The organism is Gordonia otitidis (genome assembly GCF_020735545.1).
GTDB lineage: Bacteria > Actinomycetota > Actinomycetes > Mycobacteriales > Mycobacteriaceae > Gordonia > Gordonia otitidis.
In genome coordinates this window covers 4,196,065-4,214,746 of record NZ_CP085974.1, presented here as the reverse complement: position 1 = coordinate 4,214,746, position 18,682 = coordinate 4,196,065, and the positions used below count along the sequence as shown (strand labels likewise).

General features: G+C 67.2%; 17 protein-coding genes and 1 riboswitch. Of the genes, 5 read left to right on the top strand and 12 right to left on the bottom strand.

Annotation, left to right across the window (positions count from 1 at the left end):
• The first annotated feature begins 48 nt into the window (after window positions 1–48).
• Window positions 49–1,245, top strand: a complete 1,197-nt coding sequence (locus LK459_RS19335) for a protein kinase domain-containing protein (RefSeq protein ID WP_227920124.1) — start codon at window positions 49–51, stop codon at window positions 1,243–1,245.
• A gap of 7 nt (window positions 1,246–1,252) precedes the next feature.
• Here LK459_RS19335 and LK459_RS19330 read toward each other — a convergent pair whose 3' ends face one another.
• The gene (locus LK459_RS19330) at window positions 1,253–2,680 is read right to left on the bottom strand and encodes a class II 3-deoxy-7-phosphoheptulonate synthase (RefSeq protein WP_227920122.1); all 1,428 of its coding nucleotides are present in this window, start codon (window positions 2,678–2,680) and stop codon (window positions 1,253–1,255) included.
• Between the two features lie 76 nt (window positions 2,681–2,756).
• A complete protein-coding gene (locus LK459_RS19325) occupies window positions 2,757–3,239 on the bottom strand; it encodes a polyadenylate-specific 3'-exoribonuclease AS (protein WP_227920121.1) in 483 nt (160 codons plus the stop codon).
• A gap of 86 nt (window positions 3,240–3,325) precedes the next feature.
• Here LK459_RS19325 and LK459_RS19320 point away from each other — a divergent pair, with 86 nt between their 5' ends.
• Complete coding sequence (locus LK459_RS19320; RefSeq protein ID WP_227920119.1) at window positions 3,326–4,663, top strand: glycosyltransferase 87 family protein; 1,338 nt, start codon at window positions 3,326–3,328, stop codon at window positions 4,661–4,663.
• 24 nt (window positions 4,664–4,687) lie between these two features.
• Here the strand turns inward: LK459_RS19320 and LK459_RS19315 are convergent, their stop codons facing one another.
• From LK459_RS19315 to LK459_RS19290, 6 genes are all read right to left on the bottom strand, one after another.
• Complete coding sequence (locus LK459_RS19315) at window positions 4,688–5,407, bottom strand: lysophospholipid acyltransferase family protein (RefSeq protein WP_227920117.1); 720 nt, start codon at window positions 5,405–5,407, stop codon at window positions 4,688–4,690.
• Between the two features lie 192 nt (window positions 5,408–5,599).
• Window positions 5,600–6,595, bottom strand: coding sequence for an ROK family protein (locus LK459_RS19310; RefSeq protein ID WP_007237779.1), 996 nt, complete (start codon window positions 6,593–6,595; stop codon window positions 5,600–5,602).
• On the bottom strand, window positions 6,595–7,146 hold the full coding sequence (locus LK459_RS19305; protein ID WP_227920116.1) for a hypothetical protein: 552 nt from the start codon (window positions 7,144–7,146) through the stop codon (window positions 6,595–6,597). The genes LK459_RS19310 and LK459_RS19305 overlap by 1 nt, the downstream gene beginning before the upstream one ends.
• 79 nt (window positions 7,147–7,225) lie before the next feature.
• Window positions 7,226–8,398, bottom strand: coding sequence for an ArsA family ATPase (locus LK459_RS19300; RefSeq protein ID WP_227923877.1), 1,173 nt, complete (start codon window positions 8,396–8,398; stop codon window positions 7,226–7,228).
• Window positions 8,399–8,418: 20 nt separating this feature from the next.
• Complete coding sequence (locus LK459_RS19295; RefSeq protein ID WP_007237776.1) at window positions 8,419–8,856, bottom strand: SRPBCC family protein; 438 nt, start codon at window positions 8,854–8,856, stop codon at window positions 8,419–8,421.
• Window positions 8,856–9,263 (bottom strand): hypothetical protein, encoded by a 408-nt coding sequence (locus LK459_RS19290; RefSeq protein ID WP_227920114.1) that lies wholly within the window; start codon window positions 9,261–9,263, stop codon window positions 8,856–8,858. The genes LK459_RS19295 and LK459_RS19290 overlap by 1 nt, the downstream gene beginning before the upstream one ends.
• Before the next feature lie 158 nt (window positions 9,264–9,421).
• On the opposite strand from LK459_RS19290, the gene LK459_RS19285 reads away from it, so the two are divergent.
• Window positions 9,422–11,224, top strand: a complete 1,803-nt coding sequence (locus LK459_RS19285; RefSeq protein WP_227920113.1) for an AMP-dependent synthetase/ligase — start codon at window positions 9,422–9,424, stop codon at window positions 11,222–11,224.
• Between the two features lie 16 nt (window positions 11,225–11,240).
• Here LK459_RS19285 and LK459_RS19280 read toward each other — a convergent pair whose 3' ends face one another.
• The 4 genes from LK459_RS19280 to LK459_RS19265 all read right to left on the bottom strand — a co-directional run bounded on the left by LK459_RS19280 (window position 11,241) and on the right by LK459_RS19265 (window position 15,764).
• On the bottom strand, window positions 11,241–12,359 hold the full coding sequence (locus LK459_RS19280) for a glycosyltransferase family 4 protein (protein WP_227920111.1): 1,119 nt from the start codon (window positions 12,357–12,359) through the stop codon (window positions 11,241–11,243).
• Between the two features lie 8 nt (window positions 12,360–12,367).
• On the bottom strand, window positions 12,368–13,810 hold the full coding sequence (locus LK459_RS19275) for a peptidase MA family metallohydrolase (RefSeq protein ID WP_227920110.1): 1,443 nt from the start codon (window positions 13,808–13,810) through the stop codon (window positions 12,368–12,370).
• Window positions 13,811–13,822: 12 nt separating this feature from the next.
• The gene (locus tag LK459_RS19270; RefSeq protein WP_227923875.1) at window positions 13,823–14,794 is read right to left on the bottom strand and encodes a C40 family peptidase; all 972 of its coding nucleotides are present in this window, start codon (window positions 14,792–14,794) and stop codon (window positions 13,823–13,825) included.
• 268 nt (window positions 14,795–15,062) lie between these two features.
• Entirely contained in the window at window positions 15,063–15,764 is a 702-nt protein-coding gene (locus LK459_RS19265; RefSeq protein WP_007237770.1) for a C40 family peptidase, read from the bottom strand.
• Between the two features lie 15 nt (window positions 15,765–15,779).
• Window positions 15,780–15,963, bottom strand: a riboswitch (cyclic di-AMP (ydaO/yuaA leader).
• A 648-nt stretch (window positions 15,964–16,611) separates the two neighbouring features.
• Here LK459_RS19265 and LK459_RS19260 point away from each other — a divergent pair.
• Together LK459_RS19260 and LK459_RS19255 are read left to right on the top strand one after the other, a co-directional pair.
• Window positions 16,612–18,405, top strand: a complete 1,794-nt coding sequence (locus tag LK459_RS19260; RefSeq protein ID WP_227920109.1) for a DEDD exonuclease domain-containing protein — start codon at window positions 16,612–16,614, stop codon at window positions 18,403–18,405.
• Window positions 18,402–18,680, top strand: coding sequence for an Lrp/AsnC family transcriptional regulator (locus LK459_RS19255; RefSeq protein WP_005176218.1), 279 nt, complete (start codon window positions 18,402–18,404; stop codon window positions 18,678–18,680). The genes LK459_RS19260 and LK459_RS19255 overlap by 4 nt, the downstream gene beginning before the upstream one ends.
• Window positions 18,681–18,682: the final 2 nt, after the last annotated feature.

The window sequence follows — 18,682 nt, the reverse complement described above, 5'->3', positions numbered from 1 at the left end:
AGTATGTGTGCGGGCTTCGCGACGGTGACGCCGGGTAGATTCGACGACGTGAACAGCCCGGTCGACGTCTTGCTCGGTACGGTCCTCGAGGGCCGCTACCGTCTCGATGCACCGATCGCGCGCGGGGGGATGTCGGCGGTGTATCTCGGCATCGACCTGCGGCTCGGGCGCGATGTGGCGGTCAAGGTGATGGATCGACGCTATTCGGGCGACCCACAGTTCCTGCAGCGCTTCGAGTTCGAGGCTCGAGCGGTCGCGGGGCTCAAGCACCCGGGGCTGGTCTCGGTGTACGACCAGGGAATCGACGACGGCATCGCATTTCTCGTGATGGAACTCGTCGAGGGCGGAAGCCTGCGCGAGCTACTCCGCGAGCGCGGCCCGATGCCGCCGCACGCGGTCGTGGCGGTCGCCGATCCCGTGCTCGGTGGACTCGGCACCGCGCACCGGGCCGGCCTGGTCCACCGTGACGTCAAACCCGAGAACGTCCTCATCTCCGACGCCGGTGAGGTCAAGGTCGCCGACTTCGGTCTGGTACGCGCGGTCGCGGAGGCAGGTGTCACGTCGGCGAGTGTCATCCTGGGCACCGCAGCTTATCTGTCACCCGAGCAGGTCGAGTCGACCGACGCCGACGCCAGAAGCGACGTCTACTCCATTGGCGTCATGATGTTCGAATTACTCACCGGCAGAACACCTTTCCACGGCGACTCGCCGCTGGCCCTCGCTTATCAGCGACTCAGCTACGACGTTCCGGCGCCCGGCGACGTGATCGACGGCGTCCCGGAGGAGATCGACGAGGTGATCCTGCGCGCCACCGAGCGTCGGCCATCCGACCGGTACAACGATGCATTCGAGATGCGCGAGGCCCTGCTGGCAGCGGCCGACGATCTCGACCTCCCGCCGTTCACCGTTCCCGCGCCGCGACGATCGGCGGAACGGGAGACGATGACGCGGATCCGCGCGGCACATGCGGCCGCTGTCGCCCCGCAACGACCCCGCTCGGTACCGGCAACCGTCCAGCAATCCGTCGCGCCCTCGGTGGTGGCACGTGGACACGAGCCCGACGCGCCTCCCTCGACCACCAAGCGCCCCACGGTGATTCCCGAGCCGAGAGTCGACGACGGGCCGCCAGCCCACGACCCGGGACGAGGGCGGTTGCAAGCACTGATCTGGCTGACCGTCGTCCTGCTGGTGGCCGCGGGAGTCGGTTCGGTCGGTTGGTGGGCAGGGGCGCTGCTCGTCGGCTGATCGCGGACTACCCGCGCAGCATCTCCGCGACGAGGAACGCCAGTTCGAGGGACTGCTGGGTGTTGAGCCGTGGATCGCATGCGGTCTCGTACCGGCCGGACAGATCGAGATCCGAGATGTCCTGGGCGCCACCGAGACACTCGGTCACGTCCTCACCGGTCAGTTCGACGTGAATCCCGCCCGGATGGGTACCGAGTGCACGGTGGACCTCGAAGAATCCCTGCACCTCGTCGACGACGCGATCGAAATGGCGGGTCTTGTATCCGGTCGGCGACGTGTGGGTGTTGCCGTGCATCGGATCGGACTGCCAGATCACCTTGTGCCCTGTTGCCTCGACCGCGCTGACGATCGGTGGGAGCACTTCCCGGATCTTCGAGTTGCCCATGCGCGCCACGATGGTCAGTCTGCCCGGACGGTTGTGCGGGTCGAGTCGCTCGACGTACTCGACGGCCTGTTCCGGCGTGGTCGTCGGGCCGATCTTGACTCCGATCGGATTACGGATGAGCTCGGCGAACGCGACGTGCGCACCGTCGAGCTGGCGGGTGCGCTCACCGATCCAGAGGAAGTGCGCGGACAGGTCGTAGAGCACCTTCTCGTCGACCCTGTGGTCGTCGCCTGCCGTGTCGGGATCCGCGGCGTCGGGGTTGTCGGCGAGCCGGAGCATCCCGCGTTCGTAGTCGAGTACGAGCGCCTCGTGGGAGGCGAAGATCGCGGCGGACTTCAGACTCGAGTCGGTGACGCCACAGGCGTCCATGAACTTCAGCCCGCGGTCGATCTCTCCCGCCAGGGCCTCGTACCGCGCACCCGCGGGTGATGTCCGGACGAACTCCCGATTCCAGTCGTGCACGCGCCGCAGATCGGCCTCCGCGCCGGTCAGTGCGCGCACCAGATTCATCGCCGCCGAGGCGTTGGCGTAGGCGCGGACAAGCCTGGAGGGGTCGTGTGCGCGCGCAGTCTCGACCGGCGGGAAACCGTTGACCATGTCGCCGCGATACGACTTCAGTCCGAGCGCGTCGACATCGGCCGAACGCGGCTTGGCATACTGGCCCGCGATCCGGGCGACCTTCACGACGGGCAGGCTTGCACCGTAGGTCAGCACGACGGCCATCTGCAGCAACGTACGGATGTTGCCCTTGATGTGCGGTTCGGTGTTGTCTGCGAACGTCTCAGCGCAGTCGCCGCCCTGGAGCAGAAACGCCCGCCCCTCGGCGACGTCGGCCAATTGCGACGAGAGCGCCTCGACCTCGGCGGGCATACAGATCGGCGGGACACTCTCGAGTACCGTGCGCATCCGGTGGGCATCCTCGGGGTCCCAGCTCGGTTGCTGTAGCGCGGGTCTGCTCATCGCGTCTGCGAAACGCGCCTGCAGGTCGCCGGGCAGCGGGGGCAGTTCGGGGAGTTCGTCGATCGGAACGTCTACGGTCCAGTTCACCACCCCTCCAGCGTAATGGGCTGCACCGTCGGCCCTTCAGGTCGGTCCCGTGCAGCCCGGGCGCCGCCGCGCGGCGTCCTCACGATCGCGCTCGCTCGATGGCCTCCCATTTCCGCGCATTGTGTCGAGCATCACTGAGTGCGTCGTGAGCATCGTCGGGCGCGGGCGGTAGCGATGGGCGTCCGGCTGCCTCCCAGTGCTGCTTGAGTTCACGCGTGAAGCGCGGAATCGCGCGCGGCAACTCGGTCATCGGCCCCCAGAGCTGGCACAAGACGACGTGATCGTAGGCACCGACCCATGCCCAGAGTTCGACGTCGTTGCCCTCCTCGGTGAGGAACTGCAGCAACTCCTCACGGATTCGGGCGCGCGACTTCCACAGCGGCGACGACGGCGACGGGAGCTTCGGAAGGACGTTCGCACGTACCCATGCACCGGCGCGCCCGGGGTCGAACTCGGTCGACACCGCATAATATTCACGACCGTCCTCTGCGACGACACCGATGGATATGAGATCGATCGTGCGGCCGTCCTCGATAAACTCCGAGTCGTAGAAGAATCGCATACCGGCAAGTATTCGCCACCGACCGCGCACACCGACACCCGACCGACCCGAACACCCCCGACGCGGGACCGACACAAAGGCCACCGATGCCCACACTCTGCAGCGCCGCCGACACCCGGCTGGGTCGATGGGTTCCCTCGCGGTCGGCGCGCGCGTCCATCGTCGTCACATTTGTCGTGTCGTCGCTGTTCCAGATGATCGGTGTGCCGTTCACCAGCAGTTTCGGCACCAGAACACGTATCGACCTCGACGTCTACCGACTCGGCGCACAGATCTGGCAGCAGGGTCAGAGTCTCTATGCCGACGGCTCGATGCCGTTCACCAGCGACGGCATCTGGCTCCCGTTCACCTACCCGCCGTTCGCCGCGATGACGTTCGTCCCGCTCGGTGCGATGACGCTCACGGTCGCGGGCGTACTCATGTCGCTGATCACGATCGGGCTGCTCGTCGTCGTCATACACATCGTGCTGAGAGTGCTGTCCGTCGGCAGCAGCGGCAACCGGTGGTGGCTCGCGTTGGTCGTCTCGACGGGGGCCGTCTGGCTCAACCCGATGTGGATGACACTCGGTTTCGGTCAGATCAACGTGATCCTCATGGCGATGATCATCGTCGACGTCTTCCTCGTCGGCCGGGGCCGACGTCGCACGCTGGGCTCTTTGCAGGGTGTTTTGGTCGGTCTGGCGTCGGCGATCAAGCTCACGCCACTGGTCTTCATCGTGCTCTTCGCCTCTGCCCGCCGCTGGCGTGCCGTCGCCACGGCGATCGGAACTTTCGTCGCCGCGGGCGCGCTGGCCTGGATCTGGATGCCGTCGGACTCGTGGGGGTACTGGACACACACCCTGTTCCACACCACCCGGATAGGCGATCCGGCAGGCCGCATCAACCAGAACCTCAACGCCATGTGGATACGGCTGATCCCGGAACCGAGCGCTGCGCAACTCGCCTGGGTGCTGAGTTCACTGGCGGTTACCGCTCTGGCGGGCGCCGCACTGTTCGCCTGCAGGCCGGCGACGGCGTTCGCGCCGGGCGCCGGGCGATCGGGGCGCGTCAACGCCTTGCTGGCCACCTGCGCCGTCGCCGTCTGGGGCCTGCTCGTCTCGCCGACCTCGTGGGCGCATCACTGGGTGTGGTCGATCCCGCTGATCCTGACGAGCCTGGTCGTGGCCGCACGGACCGGGTCGCGGCGTGCGTACGTCGCCTACACCGCCGTCGCGGTGAGCGGTGTGCTGATCTTCGCCATCGGTCCGTATCAGTTCCTGCCGATGGTCGCCAAGCAGTGGACCGCCGTCGACCACCTCGTCGGCAACGCATTCTCGCTCTGGGGCATCGCGGCACTCTTCGTGATCTGGTTGCTGCCGTACTCCCCGGCCGGAAGCTCCGCGCGCGAGACAGACAAGCCCCTCGCCGAGATCCGCTCGGCCTGAGCGCAGTTCCGACGATAGAGCCGATCAGGCAGCCGACGCCTCACCCGCCGACGCCTGCGACTGCTGGTCGGGCTTCGGGTCCTTGAGCGTGGCGGCGTAGATGTCGACGTATTGCTGACCCGACAGCTGCATCAGTTCGTACATGATCTCGTCGGTCACCGCTCGCTCGATGAACCGATTGCCCTGCATGCCTTCGTAGCGGGCGAAGTTGAGAGGTTTGCCGATCCGCACCTTGACCTTGGTCGGCCGCGGCAGGATGGTCCCGGGCGGGTTGAAGGTGTTCGTGCCAATCATCGCGACCGGGATCACGGGAACGCCGGTGTCGAGCGCGACGCGAGCGAGACCGGTCTTGCCCTTGTAGAGGTTGCCGTCCGGCGACCTCGTGCCCTCCGGGTACATACCCATCAATTCGCCGCCCTCGAGTTGGCGTCGCGCCGCTTCGAGCGCACCCGCGGCCGCCTCGGCTCCCGACCTGTCGATCGGGATCTGGCCCACCGCGGTGTAGAACCACGCCTGGAGACGGCCCTTGAGTCCGGTGCCGGTGAAATACTCGGCCTTGGCGAGGAAGTAGATCCGACGCGGCACCATCAGCGGCAAAAAGAAGCTGTCCATCACGGCCAGGTGGTTACTGGCGAGAATGGCGGGGCCCCGTTCCGGCAGGTTCTCGAGCCCTTCGATCTCGGGACGCCCGAGTACTCGGAGGAGTGGTCCGAGGAGAACGAACTTGAACAGGTAGTACCACATTGAGATTCACTCCATCATTCGCCGCGTCGCCACTCGTGAAGCCGTCACCGGAAGTGTCGCGCGAGGGCTGCGTGAGCGAGCCCGTCGGTCGACGTCCGGGACGTCGTGAGATGACTCTACTCAAGCGCCCCGGGGTGTGCGGCGCATCGGTCGTGTGCACGTCGATCGCGCGCTCGACGAGCGATTGTGACGTCAGTTCGCACGTGACCAACCCGCGCCGCCGACCGCGGCGTCGTCGGATCGCAAGCTCGCGCGGGCCACCTCGGCTGCGCCGATGACCCCGGCGCTCTCGCCGAGTTGGGTGCCCCTGATACGGGCGAGTTGGCGGTGCCCCGCGCCGGTGATCAACCGCGCGTAGTGCTCACGGGCTTCGTCGAGGAACAGCCCGGATGCCGCGCCGACTCCGCCCGCGAGAACGATCAGGTCGGGGTCGAAGATGTCGGCGATCATCGCCAACCCCTGACCCAGCGACGCCGCGAAGGCGGCGAACGCCGCGATCGCGACGGCGTCACCGTCCGCGGCAGCACCTGCGACGCGACGACCCGTCAACGAACCCGGATCCGCCGCGACGTCGGCGGCGAGTTGGCTTCTCCCCCAGTCGCCGTCGGCGAGCAACTCGACCACAGTGTCCACCAGAGCCGTTCCGCTGCAATACCTTTCCCAACAGCCCCGCTTGCCGCACGAGCACGGCCTGCCGTCCGGGACGACCGTCAGATGGCCGAGCTCCGGCGCGACACCGAAGCTTCCGCGGTAGATCTCGCCCTCGATGAGCAGTCCCGCACCGATGCCCGTACCGATGGCCAACACGAGCGAGTTGTGCCCACGCGCTGCCGCACCGAATCGGAACTCGGCGACGGCCGCGGCGTTGGCGTCGTGCTCGGTGACGACGGGCAACCCGATCCGCGAACTCATCTCCTCGGCGACGCGCGCCTCACGCCAGGGCAGATGCGGAGCGAATCGGACGACCTGGCGGTCGGGGGTCAGAAACCCTGCCACCGCGAGTCCGACGGCACGCGCCGCCCAGCGCGAGGTCAATTCGGCGACGAGCCGATCGAGGCAGTGTTCGAGTGCGAGCGCCGTACCCGGGGTTGCCGCCCGCAGGGTGTCGAGCATCCGTCCACGGTCGTCGACCACGGACGCGCGGACACTGGTTCCTCCGATGTCGATGCCGATCGTCAACTCGCCCATCACTTCTCGGTCTCCGTGTCGAGGTGTCTGCGGCGATCAGGGGCACCGAACGGCGTGTGGGGTGCCGGCGTGCGGGGCGGTGGTGTGCGGGGCGGTGGTGTGCGGGGCGGTGGTGTGTTGGACGGTGGCCGATGCGGCGCCGTCGCGATGCGGACCGAGATCGGCTGGTACTGCGCCGTCGCCGGTGCATGTGCCGCAGGTGTGGATCGGAGGGCGGTCGCGATGGCCTCCAACACGGCGATGAGGGTGGCGATCAGCCGGGAGATCAGATCCCCGATCTCGGCGATGAGCGAACTGATCTCTCCGGCGACGTCGCCGAATGCCTGATGGCGAGAACCGGGGGCAGAACCTGCACCCATGCCGCTCCCCGCGCCGGAACCCGACGTCTGACCGCCCCCGCCGATGATCGCGGCCAGATGGTCGATCTGGGTCGCGATGCCGAGCACGAACTCCCGTACCGGATCGCCGACGGGGTCGCCGCTGAACGCGTTGTCACCCTCGCCAGACGCGTCCCGTCCCCCCGACGGGTTGCCACGGTCGTCGCTGCTCATCTCGGGCGGCTGCTCCTGTACTGGTGGCGGGTCCCGATTCTCGACCGGGGACGTGTGCACGGAAACGGTACCCGCATCCTCACCGTCGAGGCCATACCGCCGGGTCCGGGCGGAATCGGATGTGTATCGACTCCCCGTCCCACTCGGCGTCGTCGACGACGCACCGCCGCAGCACCGACGGTAGGGGCACGCAGTGCCGCAACCCGTCGACGGTGACGAGCAGATCGTCCCCGGAACGTCCGAGCATCAGGCGGTCCGGGTCGGGAAGTGTTTGCGGCCAGGACAATTCGTAGGTGACGTCCAGTCCTTCCGCTCCGTCGTCGACTACGGTGAGCGCTGCCGAGCCGTGCGGGCGTCCCGACGGTGCCGGCAGCGCAACCCCCAGCTTCCTGAGCCGTGCGGGGCGGTCGAGCGGTACGTCGAGGGCCGGTACGCGACGGATCTCGATCCCCGACGCAACGTCGATGTCGTCGACACCCAACTCGTGACGCCCCGATTCGGCGAGGGCTTCGTCGAGCTGGATCGAGCGCAGCGGCAGTCCGAGCAGGTCGATCGACGCGCGATGGTGCGGCAGGGCGCGGGCCGCGCGATGACCGGTCCCGAGTACCAGATGCGCCGCTGTGGCGTGCGGGTCGGACAGCAGTTCGGCGACGTCGGCGCAGTCGCGATCGATCGCGTCGATCGCGGTCGTCAGCTGCGCGACCGCGGGCCGCTCGGCGGCAGCCGCCAGTCGACGGTGTCGCGGCCACAACCGGTCGAGAGCCTGACGCAGCATCGACGGGGCGTCGAGTATCGCGTACGGGTCACCGAGCCCGGACAGATCGACGACGATGCGCTGCCACTGCCCGCTGACCGCCTCGTCGCGGATCCTGCGCATCAGCAGAGCGTCCTCGATGCCGGGCAGCGAGGTCACCTCGGCCTGGTCGATCCCCGCGAGAGTGTCGACGAACGGCAGCGACATCTTGGAACGCCGCACGGTGTCGGTGAGCAGTTCGGCGAACAGTCCCCACGACGCCGTGGCCGACGTCAGTCGTTCCAGACACAGCAGATGCAACTGCGCAGACACGGTGACGATCTCGTTCGGTGACCGGAACACGCCGAGTATGTCGGGAACCGGTGAACACCGATCGACGGTCACCAGGAGCGTGTGCCTGTCGGCGCCCAGTGGCGCACGCCCGCGGGTGCGCGGCCGACTCACCGCGCCCGCGGCCGCGATCACGGTCACCCCGGAACCCCCGGGACCGAAGACGATGTGGATGGGCGTCAGATCGATCAGTCTTCGACCCTCTTCTTGAGGTCGTTGAGCGCAGCGTCGGTGATCGCCTTCTCAGCACGCCGCTTGAGCTGGCCGATCATCGGGACCTGCAGGTCGACCATCAACTGGTAGGTCACCTTGGTCGATCCGGGCACCTGGCGGGTGAGGACATAGCGTCCGCGCTGGTCCTTCTGCAGGTCGCTCGACACGAGAACCCACGACACCTCATCGCCGCCGGACCCCCACGTGTAGCGCAGCACGTAGGTGTCCTGCAGTACCCCGGCGTCGAGGACGAAGCGCACCTGCACCGCCCTGCCGTCGGCGTCGCGTTCGATGACCTCGACCTCTCGCGCCGCGGTGACCCACTCCGGATAGTGTTCGAAATCGGAGATGACCGCCATGACCTCGTCGGCGTCGGCGTTGATGATCACGGAACGCTCGGTGTGGTCGGCCATCAGCTCGCCACGCTTTCGCCGATCGCCGGTTCGCCTGGGGCACGCCCTGATTCGAGCAGGTCCTTGATCTCGAACGACACCCGCTTGCCGGTCACCCGGTAGCGGTGGTTGAGCCCGGCCGTATCGGTCACCGCCGAGTCGCCGACGGGCTCCGCGTGCAGGAAATAGTGCAGGACGAAGCCGTCGAGCACCGGTTCGCACCAGAATTCCATCGTTCCCGTCACCGGGCCGCCGACCCGCCAACGCATGCCCGCGGCGCCTCGGTCCTCGGCGACCTCGATGCGCAGATCCGGCCACCAAGCGCGCCATCGCCCGCGATCACCCACCACAGCCGCCACCAGCTGCGGCGCCGCAGCGACGAATGTCTCATCCGCCACCTGAATGCTCGTCACGCCTCTTAGCTTCACACACTCGCCGTCCGAGCGGACAGAGACCTCACACGTCGGCCCCGGACGTCGCCGAAACCCGGCGCCGTTTTGGGCAGTGAAAAGGCCGGGATACGATTGACGGCGAGTATCTGATGCCAACGATGGCGAAAGGTCGTCGATAACGAATGAGTGCCGTCATGAACGAGTACAGCGTCCCCGCCGATTTCACGATCGAGGAGGACGAGAACTGTACTGACATCTTGTTCGGCCTCGCCGAGCGCACTCCCGCTGCGACGACCTTCCGCCGCGAGGAACGCGGCGAATGGGTGCCCGTACGAGCCGACGAGGCGGTCGCGCAGATCACGGCGCTCGCCAAGGGCCTGATCGCGTCCGGGGTCGCTCCCGGCGACCGCGTCGCGCTCCTGTCACGCACCCGTCTCGAGTGGATATTCTTCGACTTCGCCATCTGGTGCGCGGGCGCGACGACCGTGCCGATCTACGATTCGTCGTCGTCGGGCCAGATCGACTGGATCATGCGCGATTCCGGCGCCACCGCCATCATCGTCGAGGACGACGGGCATCGCAGCGAGTTCGAAGCTGTCGGCGATCTACCCACCCCGGTGAAGGTATTCCAGATCGACACCGACAACGGCCCTGGGGCCGTCGAATTGCTCACCGATGCCGGCCGCGAGATCCAGGACGAGGAGATCGCGAAGCGTCGCGCAGCATTGAAGTCGACCGACCCGTCGACACTCATCTACACCTCGGGCACCACCGGGCGACCCAAGGGCTGCGAACTGACGCACGCCAACATGCTCTCCGAGGTGCGTGGGGTCTTGCAGGGCAACCTGAGCACTCTCCTCGGCCCCGGCAAGCGGCTGCTGATGTTCCTGCCCCTCGCACATGTTCTCGCACACGCGATCACACTCGTCGCGATCGAAGCGGGTGTCGAGGTCGGCTTCACCGGTGACACCAAGAACATCGTCACCACGTTCGGACAGTTCAAGCCGTCGCTCATCCTCTCGGTGCCACGCGTCTTCGAGAAGGTCTACAACTCGGCACGCCAGTCGGCCGCCGATGGCGGTAAGGGCAAGATCTTCGACGCCGCGAGCGCGACCGCGATCGAGTACTCGAAGAAGTCGGAGCAGGGCAACGTGCCCCTGCTCCTGAAGGTCAAGCACGCCGTGTTCGACCGCCTCGTCTACAGCAAGTTGCGTGCGGCACTCGGCGGCCGGTGCGAACTCGCGATCTCCGGAGGCGCACCACTCGGCCCGATGCTCGGCCACTTCTTCAACGGCGTCGGGATCCCGGTGTACGAGGGCTACGGCCTCACCGAGACCACCGCGGCGTTCAGTGTCAACACCCCCGGCGAGTCCAAGATCGGTACGGTCGGAAAACCCGTGGCCGGCAACACCGTTCGAATCGCAGAAGATGGCGAGGTCATGGTCTCCGGCGGTGTGGTGTTCGAGGGCTACTGGAACAACCCCGACGCCACCGATCAGGCACTCGAAGACGGCTGGTTCCACACCGGCGATCTCGGCAAGATCGACGGCGATGGTTTCATCTCGATCACGGGACGCAAGAAGGAACTCATCGTGACCGCAGGCGGCAAGAACGTGTCGCCGTCAGGCCTCGAGGACGTACTGCGCTCGGCGCCGTTGGTGTCGCAAGCGGTCGTCGTCGGCGATCAGAAGCCGTTCATCTCGGCGCTCATCACGATCGACCCCGAGGCGTTCCCCGGCTGGAAGGAACGCTTGGGCAAGCCGTCGGACGCCGACGTCGCCGCACTGGCCAACGACCCCGAACTTCGCGCCGAGGTCCAGGCCGCCGTCGACGAGGCGAACAAGACGGTCTCACACGCCGAGGCGATCAAGAAGTTCCGCATCCTGCCGTCGGACTTCTCCGAGGAGACCGGCGAGATGACCCCGACGTTGAAGGTCAAGCGCAACGTGGTGGTCGACAAGTTCTCCGACGACATCGACGCGCTGTACACGAAGTAGTCCCGTCGCCACGCGTCTAGAGCAGTTGCTCCAGACGCGCGGCCATGTGTCGCCACTGCCATCTCTCTTCTGTGAACGCGCGGCCGGTGGCGCCCATGGCCGCGGCCGCGGCGCGATCGCTGAGCATGGCGAGGGCAGCCAGCGCGATCGCCGGGACATCGCGGCCGTCGACCACCGTCCCGGTCTCGCCTTCGACGACCGTCTCCGGTGCACCACCCGACCGTCCGGCGATCACAGGCACGCCCGTCGCGGAGGCCTCGAGGTAGACGATCCCGAACCCCTCCACATCGAGTCCGCCACCGCGTGTGCGCGCGGGCATGGCGAAAACGTCGGCGATGTTGTGGTAGGCGCCGAGTTCCGCTGCGGGAACCGAGCCCGTGAAGATCACGTGGTCGGTCACCCCCTCGTCGCGCGCGAGACGATGCAGGGCGTCCGCGTAGGGCCCGCCCCCGACGATGACGAGCTTCACGTCGGGCATCTCCCTGCGGATCAGCGGCAGCGCGCGGATCAACATGTCCTGCCCTTTGCGCGGCACCAGTCGCGACAGACACAGGATGGTCGGCGCGTCACCGAGCGACAGTCTCGCACGTAACTGTTGGCGCGCAAGGGGGTTCGGCGCGAACCGGGTCGTGTCGACACCCGGCGGCAGGTACTCGAGCGCCGCGTTTCGCCCGAATGCCGAAGCAAACCGATCCCGGGTGTACTTGCTGACGTAGGTGATCGCGTCCGTGTGATTGCCGATGTGGCGCAGCACCTGGCGTGCGCCGGGCAGCATCGACCAGCCCACCTCGTGGCCATGCGTGCTGGCGATGATCCGGTTGGCGCCTGCCCGACGCAGCGCGGGCGCCATCACCGCCAAGGGCGCAGCAGCGCCGAACCACACGGTCTCGATGTCTTCGCGACGAATGATGTCGGCAGCCCGGCGGGCGACGAACGGTGTCGGCAGCATCAGCGTCGTACCGTGTCGATACACGCGATAGGGCTGTTGCGCATCGAATTCCAGATGCCCCTTCCATCGCGACGCGTAAACGACGATGTCGTCGGAGGGAAGTAGGTCGACGAGATTCTGCAGGTACGACTGGATTCCACCAGCCCGTGGCGGAAAATCGTTGGTCACCAACAGAGTTCGACGCACCGCACTCCCTATCCCGGAACCTGTTGCGCGAGCCATCCGCGCCATTCGGCGATCAGACGGTTGCGATCGACGCCGAGCGCGGTCACGATCGCGTTGTCCTGTCGGCCGGCGTCTCCCGACGCCGCGACCCCTCGATACAGGGCCTTGAGCCGTACCTCACCGTAGCGGTCGGCGACATAGGCCGCGAGCGCCCACGCGGTTTGGTAAGCCAGCGCAGAGCGGTCCGACGCGACATCGAATTCCTGATCCGACGGCAGTGCATTCGGACTCTGCCCGGCTCGCACGGCGGCGGCGAGGTCCGGAGCGGCGTCGTCGAGCCGTACATAGGTGCCCTTGCGGCCGACATACTCCGCGACGCCCTCCGTGATCCAGAGCGGCGCGTCCTTTGCGGTCACCGACCGCGCGGCGACGTGGGTGAGTTCGTGCCGGAGCACCACGGCAAGTGCCGGTTGCGGCAGTTCCTGCGCCGCGGGGGCGAGGACGACGCGTTGGCCGACCACCGTGTCGCCGTCGACGCGATCGAACACGGTGGCCGCCGCGGCCGACGACGTATCCGTCGGCGAGCTGTGCGCGATCGCGGCGAACTCCTCAGGCGTTGCCGTCGCCACCACGACGGCACGACGCGGCCATTGCGGTCCCCAGAACGCCGTGACCGCTGAGACCGACTGCCGCAGGACGTTACGCGTGCGGTCCACGGTCCCGTCCGTGCCCGGGTACGAGAGCACTGTCGACGCTCCTCCCCCGGTGAGCACATCGGTGGCCTCGAGTCCGGGCAGATCCCACAGTTGCTGCGCCGCGGCCTCGTCGCCGAGAAGCGTTGCGTCACCGACCAGTTTCCAGTCGTCGCCGTACCGGGCGACCACCAACTCCTGATCAACGGTCACCGTCGGCTCGTCGACGCCGGGCGACGCTGCACCTCCGAGTGCGTAGTGCAGTTGCACCGGCGCCACCCAGGTATCGGTGCTGCCCTGCGCGGCGAGTCTGGTCTGCACCTCGGCGGGCAACTGGATCTCGGCGCCCTGCACCGGCGCCAACCGATATCCGAACTCCTTGAACCGCACCGGAGTTCCCCGACGAGGCGGACTCTGGGTGGATGCCGCTGTGGTGGATGCCGCTGTGGTGGCCGCGGTCGAGCTGCTGCTGTCGGAGAGGTTCTGCGACGCGACTACGAGGGATTGCCGGAAAGGTTCGCTCGCCGTGCCGTCGAGGACGGCGTCGAGCGCACGGCGATCTCCGTCGGTCAGGGCTGTGGTCAGGCTGTCGAGAAGACGCGCAACACCCTCTGACCGCTCCTGCAGGTAGATGTTGGGGTTGGTGCTCGTCGTGGAGACCGTCGACGACGACGATGCACGGACACCCTCATCCGACGAACACGCCGAGGCACCGGCCATCAGCGTTGCAGCGGCCAGGACCACCCATGCGACGCGCGCAGCCGAACGATCAGGATGCACGCTGTCCGCGCATCACGCGTAGCGACGCGCGGCCGCGTACGGCCCGGCCTGGTCGATGGGAACCACCTTGACCGGGACACCGAACGTCGACGCGTGGATCACATAGCCGTCGCCGACGTACATTCCGACGTGGTGGGCGTCCGGGTAATAGATGATCAGGTCCCCGGGCTGCAGGTCGTTGCGATCGACGGCCGTACCCGAACCCATCTGGGCCTCACTCGAGCGCGGGAGAGTCTTTCCGGCCTGCTGGTAGGCCCACACCATGAGCCCCGAGCAGTCGAACGAATCAGGACCGGTTGCGCCCCAGACGTACGGGTCGCCGATCCGGGTGAGAGCGGCCTGGACGGCGGCAAGCGCCGCGGAGGTGCCCTTGGGCACCGCACGGGGGTCGAAATCGAACTTGGGTCCGCGCAGGGCATTGAGTTGCTTGCCGGTCATCGACTCGTAGACCGCGCGTACCTGAACGGCCTGGAGTTGGAGATTGGCCTGCTTGGCCTGCAGATCCCCGCGAACACGCTCGGCGGCCGACACAGCCGTGGTGGCCTCGGCGGCGGTGCGGTCGGCCTTCGCCTTCGCCGACGCCATCTGGGCGCGGGCCTTCTTCAGCCCGGTCAGATCTGCCGACGCCTGTCGCGAGATCACCTCGAGACCCGACATCTGGTCGAGCAACGACTGCGGCGAGTCACTGACGAGCACGGCGTAGAGCCGGTTGACGCGGGCACCCTTGTAACTGGCACGCACGATCGTGTCGACACGCTTCTGGTACGCGCCGAGAGTCTTTCGAGAGGTCTCGAGACTCTTCTGGGCGTCCGCCGAGTCCTTGCGGGCAGTGGTGACGATGTTCCGCTGCTTGTCGTACTCGATCTGCGCGTTGTGCATCGCTTCCGACGACTTCTCGGCGTCGGTGCTGAGCTTCTTGTACTCGGTGAGGAGTTGGTCGGGTGTGCGAGCGGGCTCCGCGTGCGACGGTCCCGCGATCGACATCGAGAAGACCTGCGCCACAGCGATGATCAGCGCAATCACGACGACGGTCACTGCCGAATGCGGTCGACGCCTCGTCGCCTTCGATCCCGCAACCACTCTGTGTTCACTCTCCTCACCGCCGACGGTCTCGTTGGCTCCTCGCGGACACGAGAACGCCGCGCGCTCCACCCTAACGTGAGCGTCACGGCCCAGACCGCCGGTCGGGCGGATCACGTATCTCGACGTGAACCGCCCGACCTCACGAACTCTCGATCAGAATCTTCCGCGCTCAGTAGCGGCGGATACCGACCAGACTCCAATTCTTCACGACGTCCTTCTTCACGGGGACGCCGTAGGTCGATGCGTGGATGAACTGTCCGTTGCCGATGTAGAGGCCGACGTGTCCACCACCGTTGAACACCAGGATGTCGCCGGGCTTCGCAGCGGCCAGCGAGGCGACCGGTGTACCTCCACCGAGCTGCCCGTAGCTGTCACGCGGAATCGTCAGCCCTGCCTGACGGAACGCCCAGCTGGTCAGTCCGGAGCAGTCGAACGCGTCGGGACCCGCGGCGCCGTACGAGTACGGGGCGCCGATCTTGGACTCGGCGGCACGCACTGCCTTCTCACCCGCGGTCTGCGTGGGGGCGAGCAGCGAGCGACCACCCTGCGGACGCAGCTGCGGCGGGATCTGGTTGTCGTTGATACCCGGAAGCGTGAACTTGCCGACGTTCGGGATCTCGACCGTGGCGTCGGGCGCCTTCGCGACGTCCTGCTTCTTGACGACCGGAGCCTTGTGCTCCTGGAATTGCGCCGGGATCTGCTTGGTGTCGACGCCCGGTAGTTCGAAGGTGCCGACATTGGGCACGGTGACCGGGGCGGCCAGAGCGGGACCAGCGGCAGCGGCAAGCGAGCCGAATGTGATCGACCCGGCGATTACCGCCTTCTTTGCGACCTTGCCGCGGTCGGGCTGTTCCAAACGATGTTTGGCCACGAAGGGTGTTCTCCTTTGTTCTCCCTCTACCGCCGACCGGGTTAGCTGTCGGATTCGGGCCGGAAGAAATGGCCCTACGCACACGCGCGTCCGGATGCGAACACCGGAACGAGAGCGCGATTCACCCCATTCGGATCACTCCGAAAAATGTGTGGTTCCCCGGTACGCCGGGACTCGACAGTCCTGGCGATTGAGCGGTGACCCCTGCGAACCTCTCCTGTTGGAGCGGGACGCTCCGCAAAGGTCTCGGAAAGGTTACGAAACCCGGAGCGTGTCTGTCCACTAGCCGACAAACAGCGTGTTCGACCTGTGGAGACTAACCGGCACGCAGCGTAGGCGATTGCGCGCCCGGATTCCCCGGTTGAACTGCGCGAATGGCTGCCCTTGCAGATCGTGCATCAGCGCTGGAGGCCATTGCAGCACGGGTGAACGTATCGATGGCGGCGACGATCTCGGCGTCGCCATCGCGGGTCGCGACATGGCGCTCATGCCACCTCGCGGCGGGAGCGTCATCGCAGGTCAGTGGTCCAAAAAGTACTGTCATCACACACTCGTCGCACGCGTGGTCGCGACCGGGGCAGGTGCTGCAGTCGATGTCCATGATGTGATCTCCGTCTCAGTGGGGGTGCAGAGCCCTGGATGCGCGTGCCGTCGGGAGGCTTCCCCTCCTCCCGACGGGTCTGCGCATCCGCCGACTCCATCTGACGGCGAGACTAGGCACCCCCACCGACAAGTTCGGTCAGGTCTCGTCGAGATCACGGCCCCCTCGCCCCGGCGTCCCAGTGAGAACACGCGCCCCACCAGCAACGACTCGGAGCTGTCAGAGGTTCGAACTACTGTTCGCGAGGTGACAAGCAGCGGTGACCAATTGTCGTTCTCCGACCTGGATGACGACGCCGACGACGAGTTCTCGGATCGTTCCCTGTTCGACACGACGCTCGTCGTCGTCGACCTCGAGACCACCGGCGGGAGCGCCACCGACGATCGCATCACCGAGATCGGGGCGGTCAAGATCCGCGGGGGCCAGGTACTGGGCGAATTCGCCACACTCGTCGATCCCGGGGCACCCATCCCTCCCCAGATCGTCGCGCTGACCGGCATCACCGAGGCGATGGTCTACGACGCTCCCCGTATCGACGAGGTGCTGCCGTCGTTCATCGAGTTCGCACGCGGTTCGATACTCGTCGCCCACAACGCGCGTTTCGACATGTCGTTCCTCCGGCAGAACGCGCTCCGACTGCACCTCCAGTGGCCGTTCACGGCAACGCTGTGCACAGTCACCATGGCCCGACGGATACTTGGACGCGACGAGGCCCCGACGGTCCGCTTGTCCGCGCTGGCCGACCTGTTCGACGTCACCGTGCGCCCGACGCACCGCGCGCTCGACGACGCCCGCGCCACCGTCGAGGTCTTTCATCATCTCCTCGAGCGCGTCGGCAACCAGGGGGTACAGAGTTACCGCGAGCTCACCCGGTACCTGCCGCGCACCGATCCGAGAGTGCGCGCGAAGCGCCACCTCGCCGACAGGATTCCCGCGCGCCCCGGCGTCTACCTGTTCCGCGGTCCGAGCGGCGAGGTCCTCTACGTCGGCACGGCGTCGGATCTCCGTCGACGCGTGCGCTCCTATTTCTCCGGTACCGATCCCCGGCGCCGGATCGGCGAGATGGTCATGCTCGCCGATCGTGTCGATCACGTCGAGTGCGCACACGCACTCGAGGCCGGTGTACGCGAACTACGGCTACTCGCTGCACACGCACCCGCCTACAACCGTCGGTCGACGCAACCGCACCGCGGATGGTGGGTGACGCTGAGCAGCGAACGTTTCGCTCGTCTGCGCGTCACCCGGGCGCCGGGCGAGGTCAGCATCGGACCGGTCGGCAATCGCACCACCGCCGCGACGATCGCCGAGCTGATCGCGCGCGCCGCGGGACTGCGGACGTGCTCCACCCGACTCGGCGCGTCCGCGACTCATCACTGGTGTCGTCTACCCGACGACGGCGGGCCCGTCGTCGGGGGTTGTGCCGCGGCATCGGCCCGGCCGCAGACCCTTCCCGACTATCTGCCGGCCGTGACCGCCGTCGTCGACCTCGTGGCAGGACGATGCGACGACATCCTCGACGCGCTCTCGAGACGCCTCGACGTCATCTCCGAGGCCCAGATGTTCGAAACGGCCGCGCGTCACCGCGACAGGATGGCTGCAGCCATCGATCACCTCGCGCGGTGTCAGCGCCTGGCTGCGCTGTGCACCATCTCCGAACTCGTCGTCGCGCGTTCCGACGGCGCCGGCGGTTGGGAACTCGCGGTGATCCGGCACGGTAGGCTCGCGGCCGCGGGAGTCGCTCGGCGCGGACACGCGCCGATGCCGGTGATCGCCTCGCTGGTCGCTGCCGCCGAGACCGTCGTCCCCGGCGACGGACCGCTGCGAGGAGCGTCGCCCGAGGAGGCGGGCCTGCTGTCCCGCTGGGTGACCGATCCCGCTACGCGCGTCGTGGACGCCAGCGAGCCGTTGGCGACACCGGCCGCGTCGGCACAGCGGTGGCTCGCCTGGTCTCAGACGGCACGGCACGCCCGCGACGCTCCGACAACCCGGCACCGGTCGCACCCGCGCACCGACAGCGGCCGACTACGCTTGCCCGCATGATCACCGCCATCGTCCTGATCGACGCCGACGTTCACCAGATCCCCGAGACCGCGCAGGCCGTGGCAGACATTCCCGGTGTGGAAGAGGTGTACTCGTGCGCGGGAGATGTCGACCTGATCGCGAAGATCCGGGTGCGCGATCACGAGCAGATCGCCGAGGTGGTCACCGGCAAGATCAATCGTCTGCCCGGTGTGCGGCACAGTGCTACGCACATCGCCTTCCGCAGCTATTCGTCGAGCGCCGTCGAGGGCGGCTTCTCCATCGGCGAAGAGTGACC

Coding starts and splice junctions, on each gene's coding strand:
- LK459_RS19325 (WP_227920121.1), bottom strand. CDS start 3,239: ATGCGATTCTTCTACGACTCGGAGTTTATCGAGGACGGCCGCACGATC.
- LK459_RS19320 (WP_227920119.1), top strand. CDS start 3,326: ATGCCCACACTCTGCAGCGCCGCCGACACCCGGCTGGGTCGATGGGTT.
- LK459_RS19315 (WP_227920117.1), bottom strand. CDS start 5,407: ATGTGGTACTACCTGTTCAAGTTCGTTCTCCTCGGACCACTCCTCCGA.
- LK459_RS19310 (WP_007237779.1), bottom strand. CDS start 6,595: ATGGGCGAGTTGACGATCGGCATCGACATCGGAGGAACCAGTGTCCGC.
- LK459_RS19305 (WP_227920116.1), bottom strand. CDS start 7,146: ATGAGCAGCGACGACCGTGGCAACCCGTCGGGGGGACGGGACGCGTCT.
- LK459_RS19295 (WP_007237776.1), bottom strand. CDS start 8,856: ATGGCCGACCACACCGAGCGTTCCGTGATCATCAACGCCGACGCCGAC.
- LK459_RS19285 (WP_227920113.1), top strand. CDS start 9,422: ATGAACGAGTACAGCGTCCCCGCCGATTTCACGATCGAGGAGGACGAG.
- LK459_RS19270 (WP_227923875.1), bottom strand. CDS start 14,794: ATGTCGATCGCGGGACCGTCGCACGCGGAGCCCGCTCGCACACCCGAC.
- LK459_RS19255 (WP_005176218.1), top strand. CDS start 18,402: ATGATCACCGCCATCGTCCTGATCGACGCCGACGTTCACCAGATCCCC.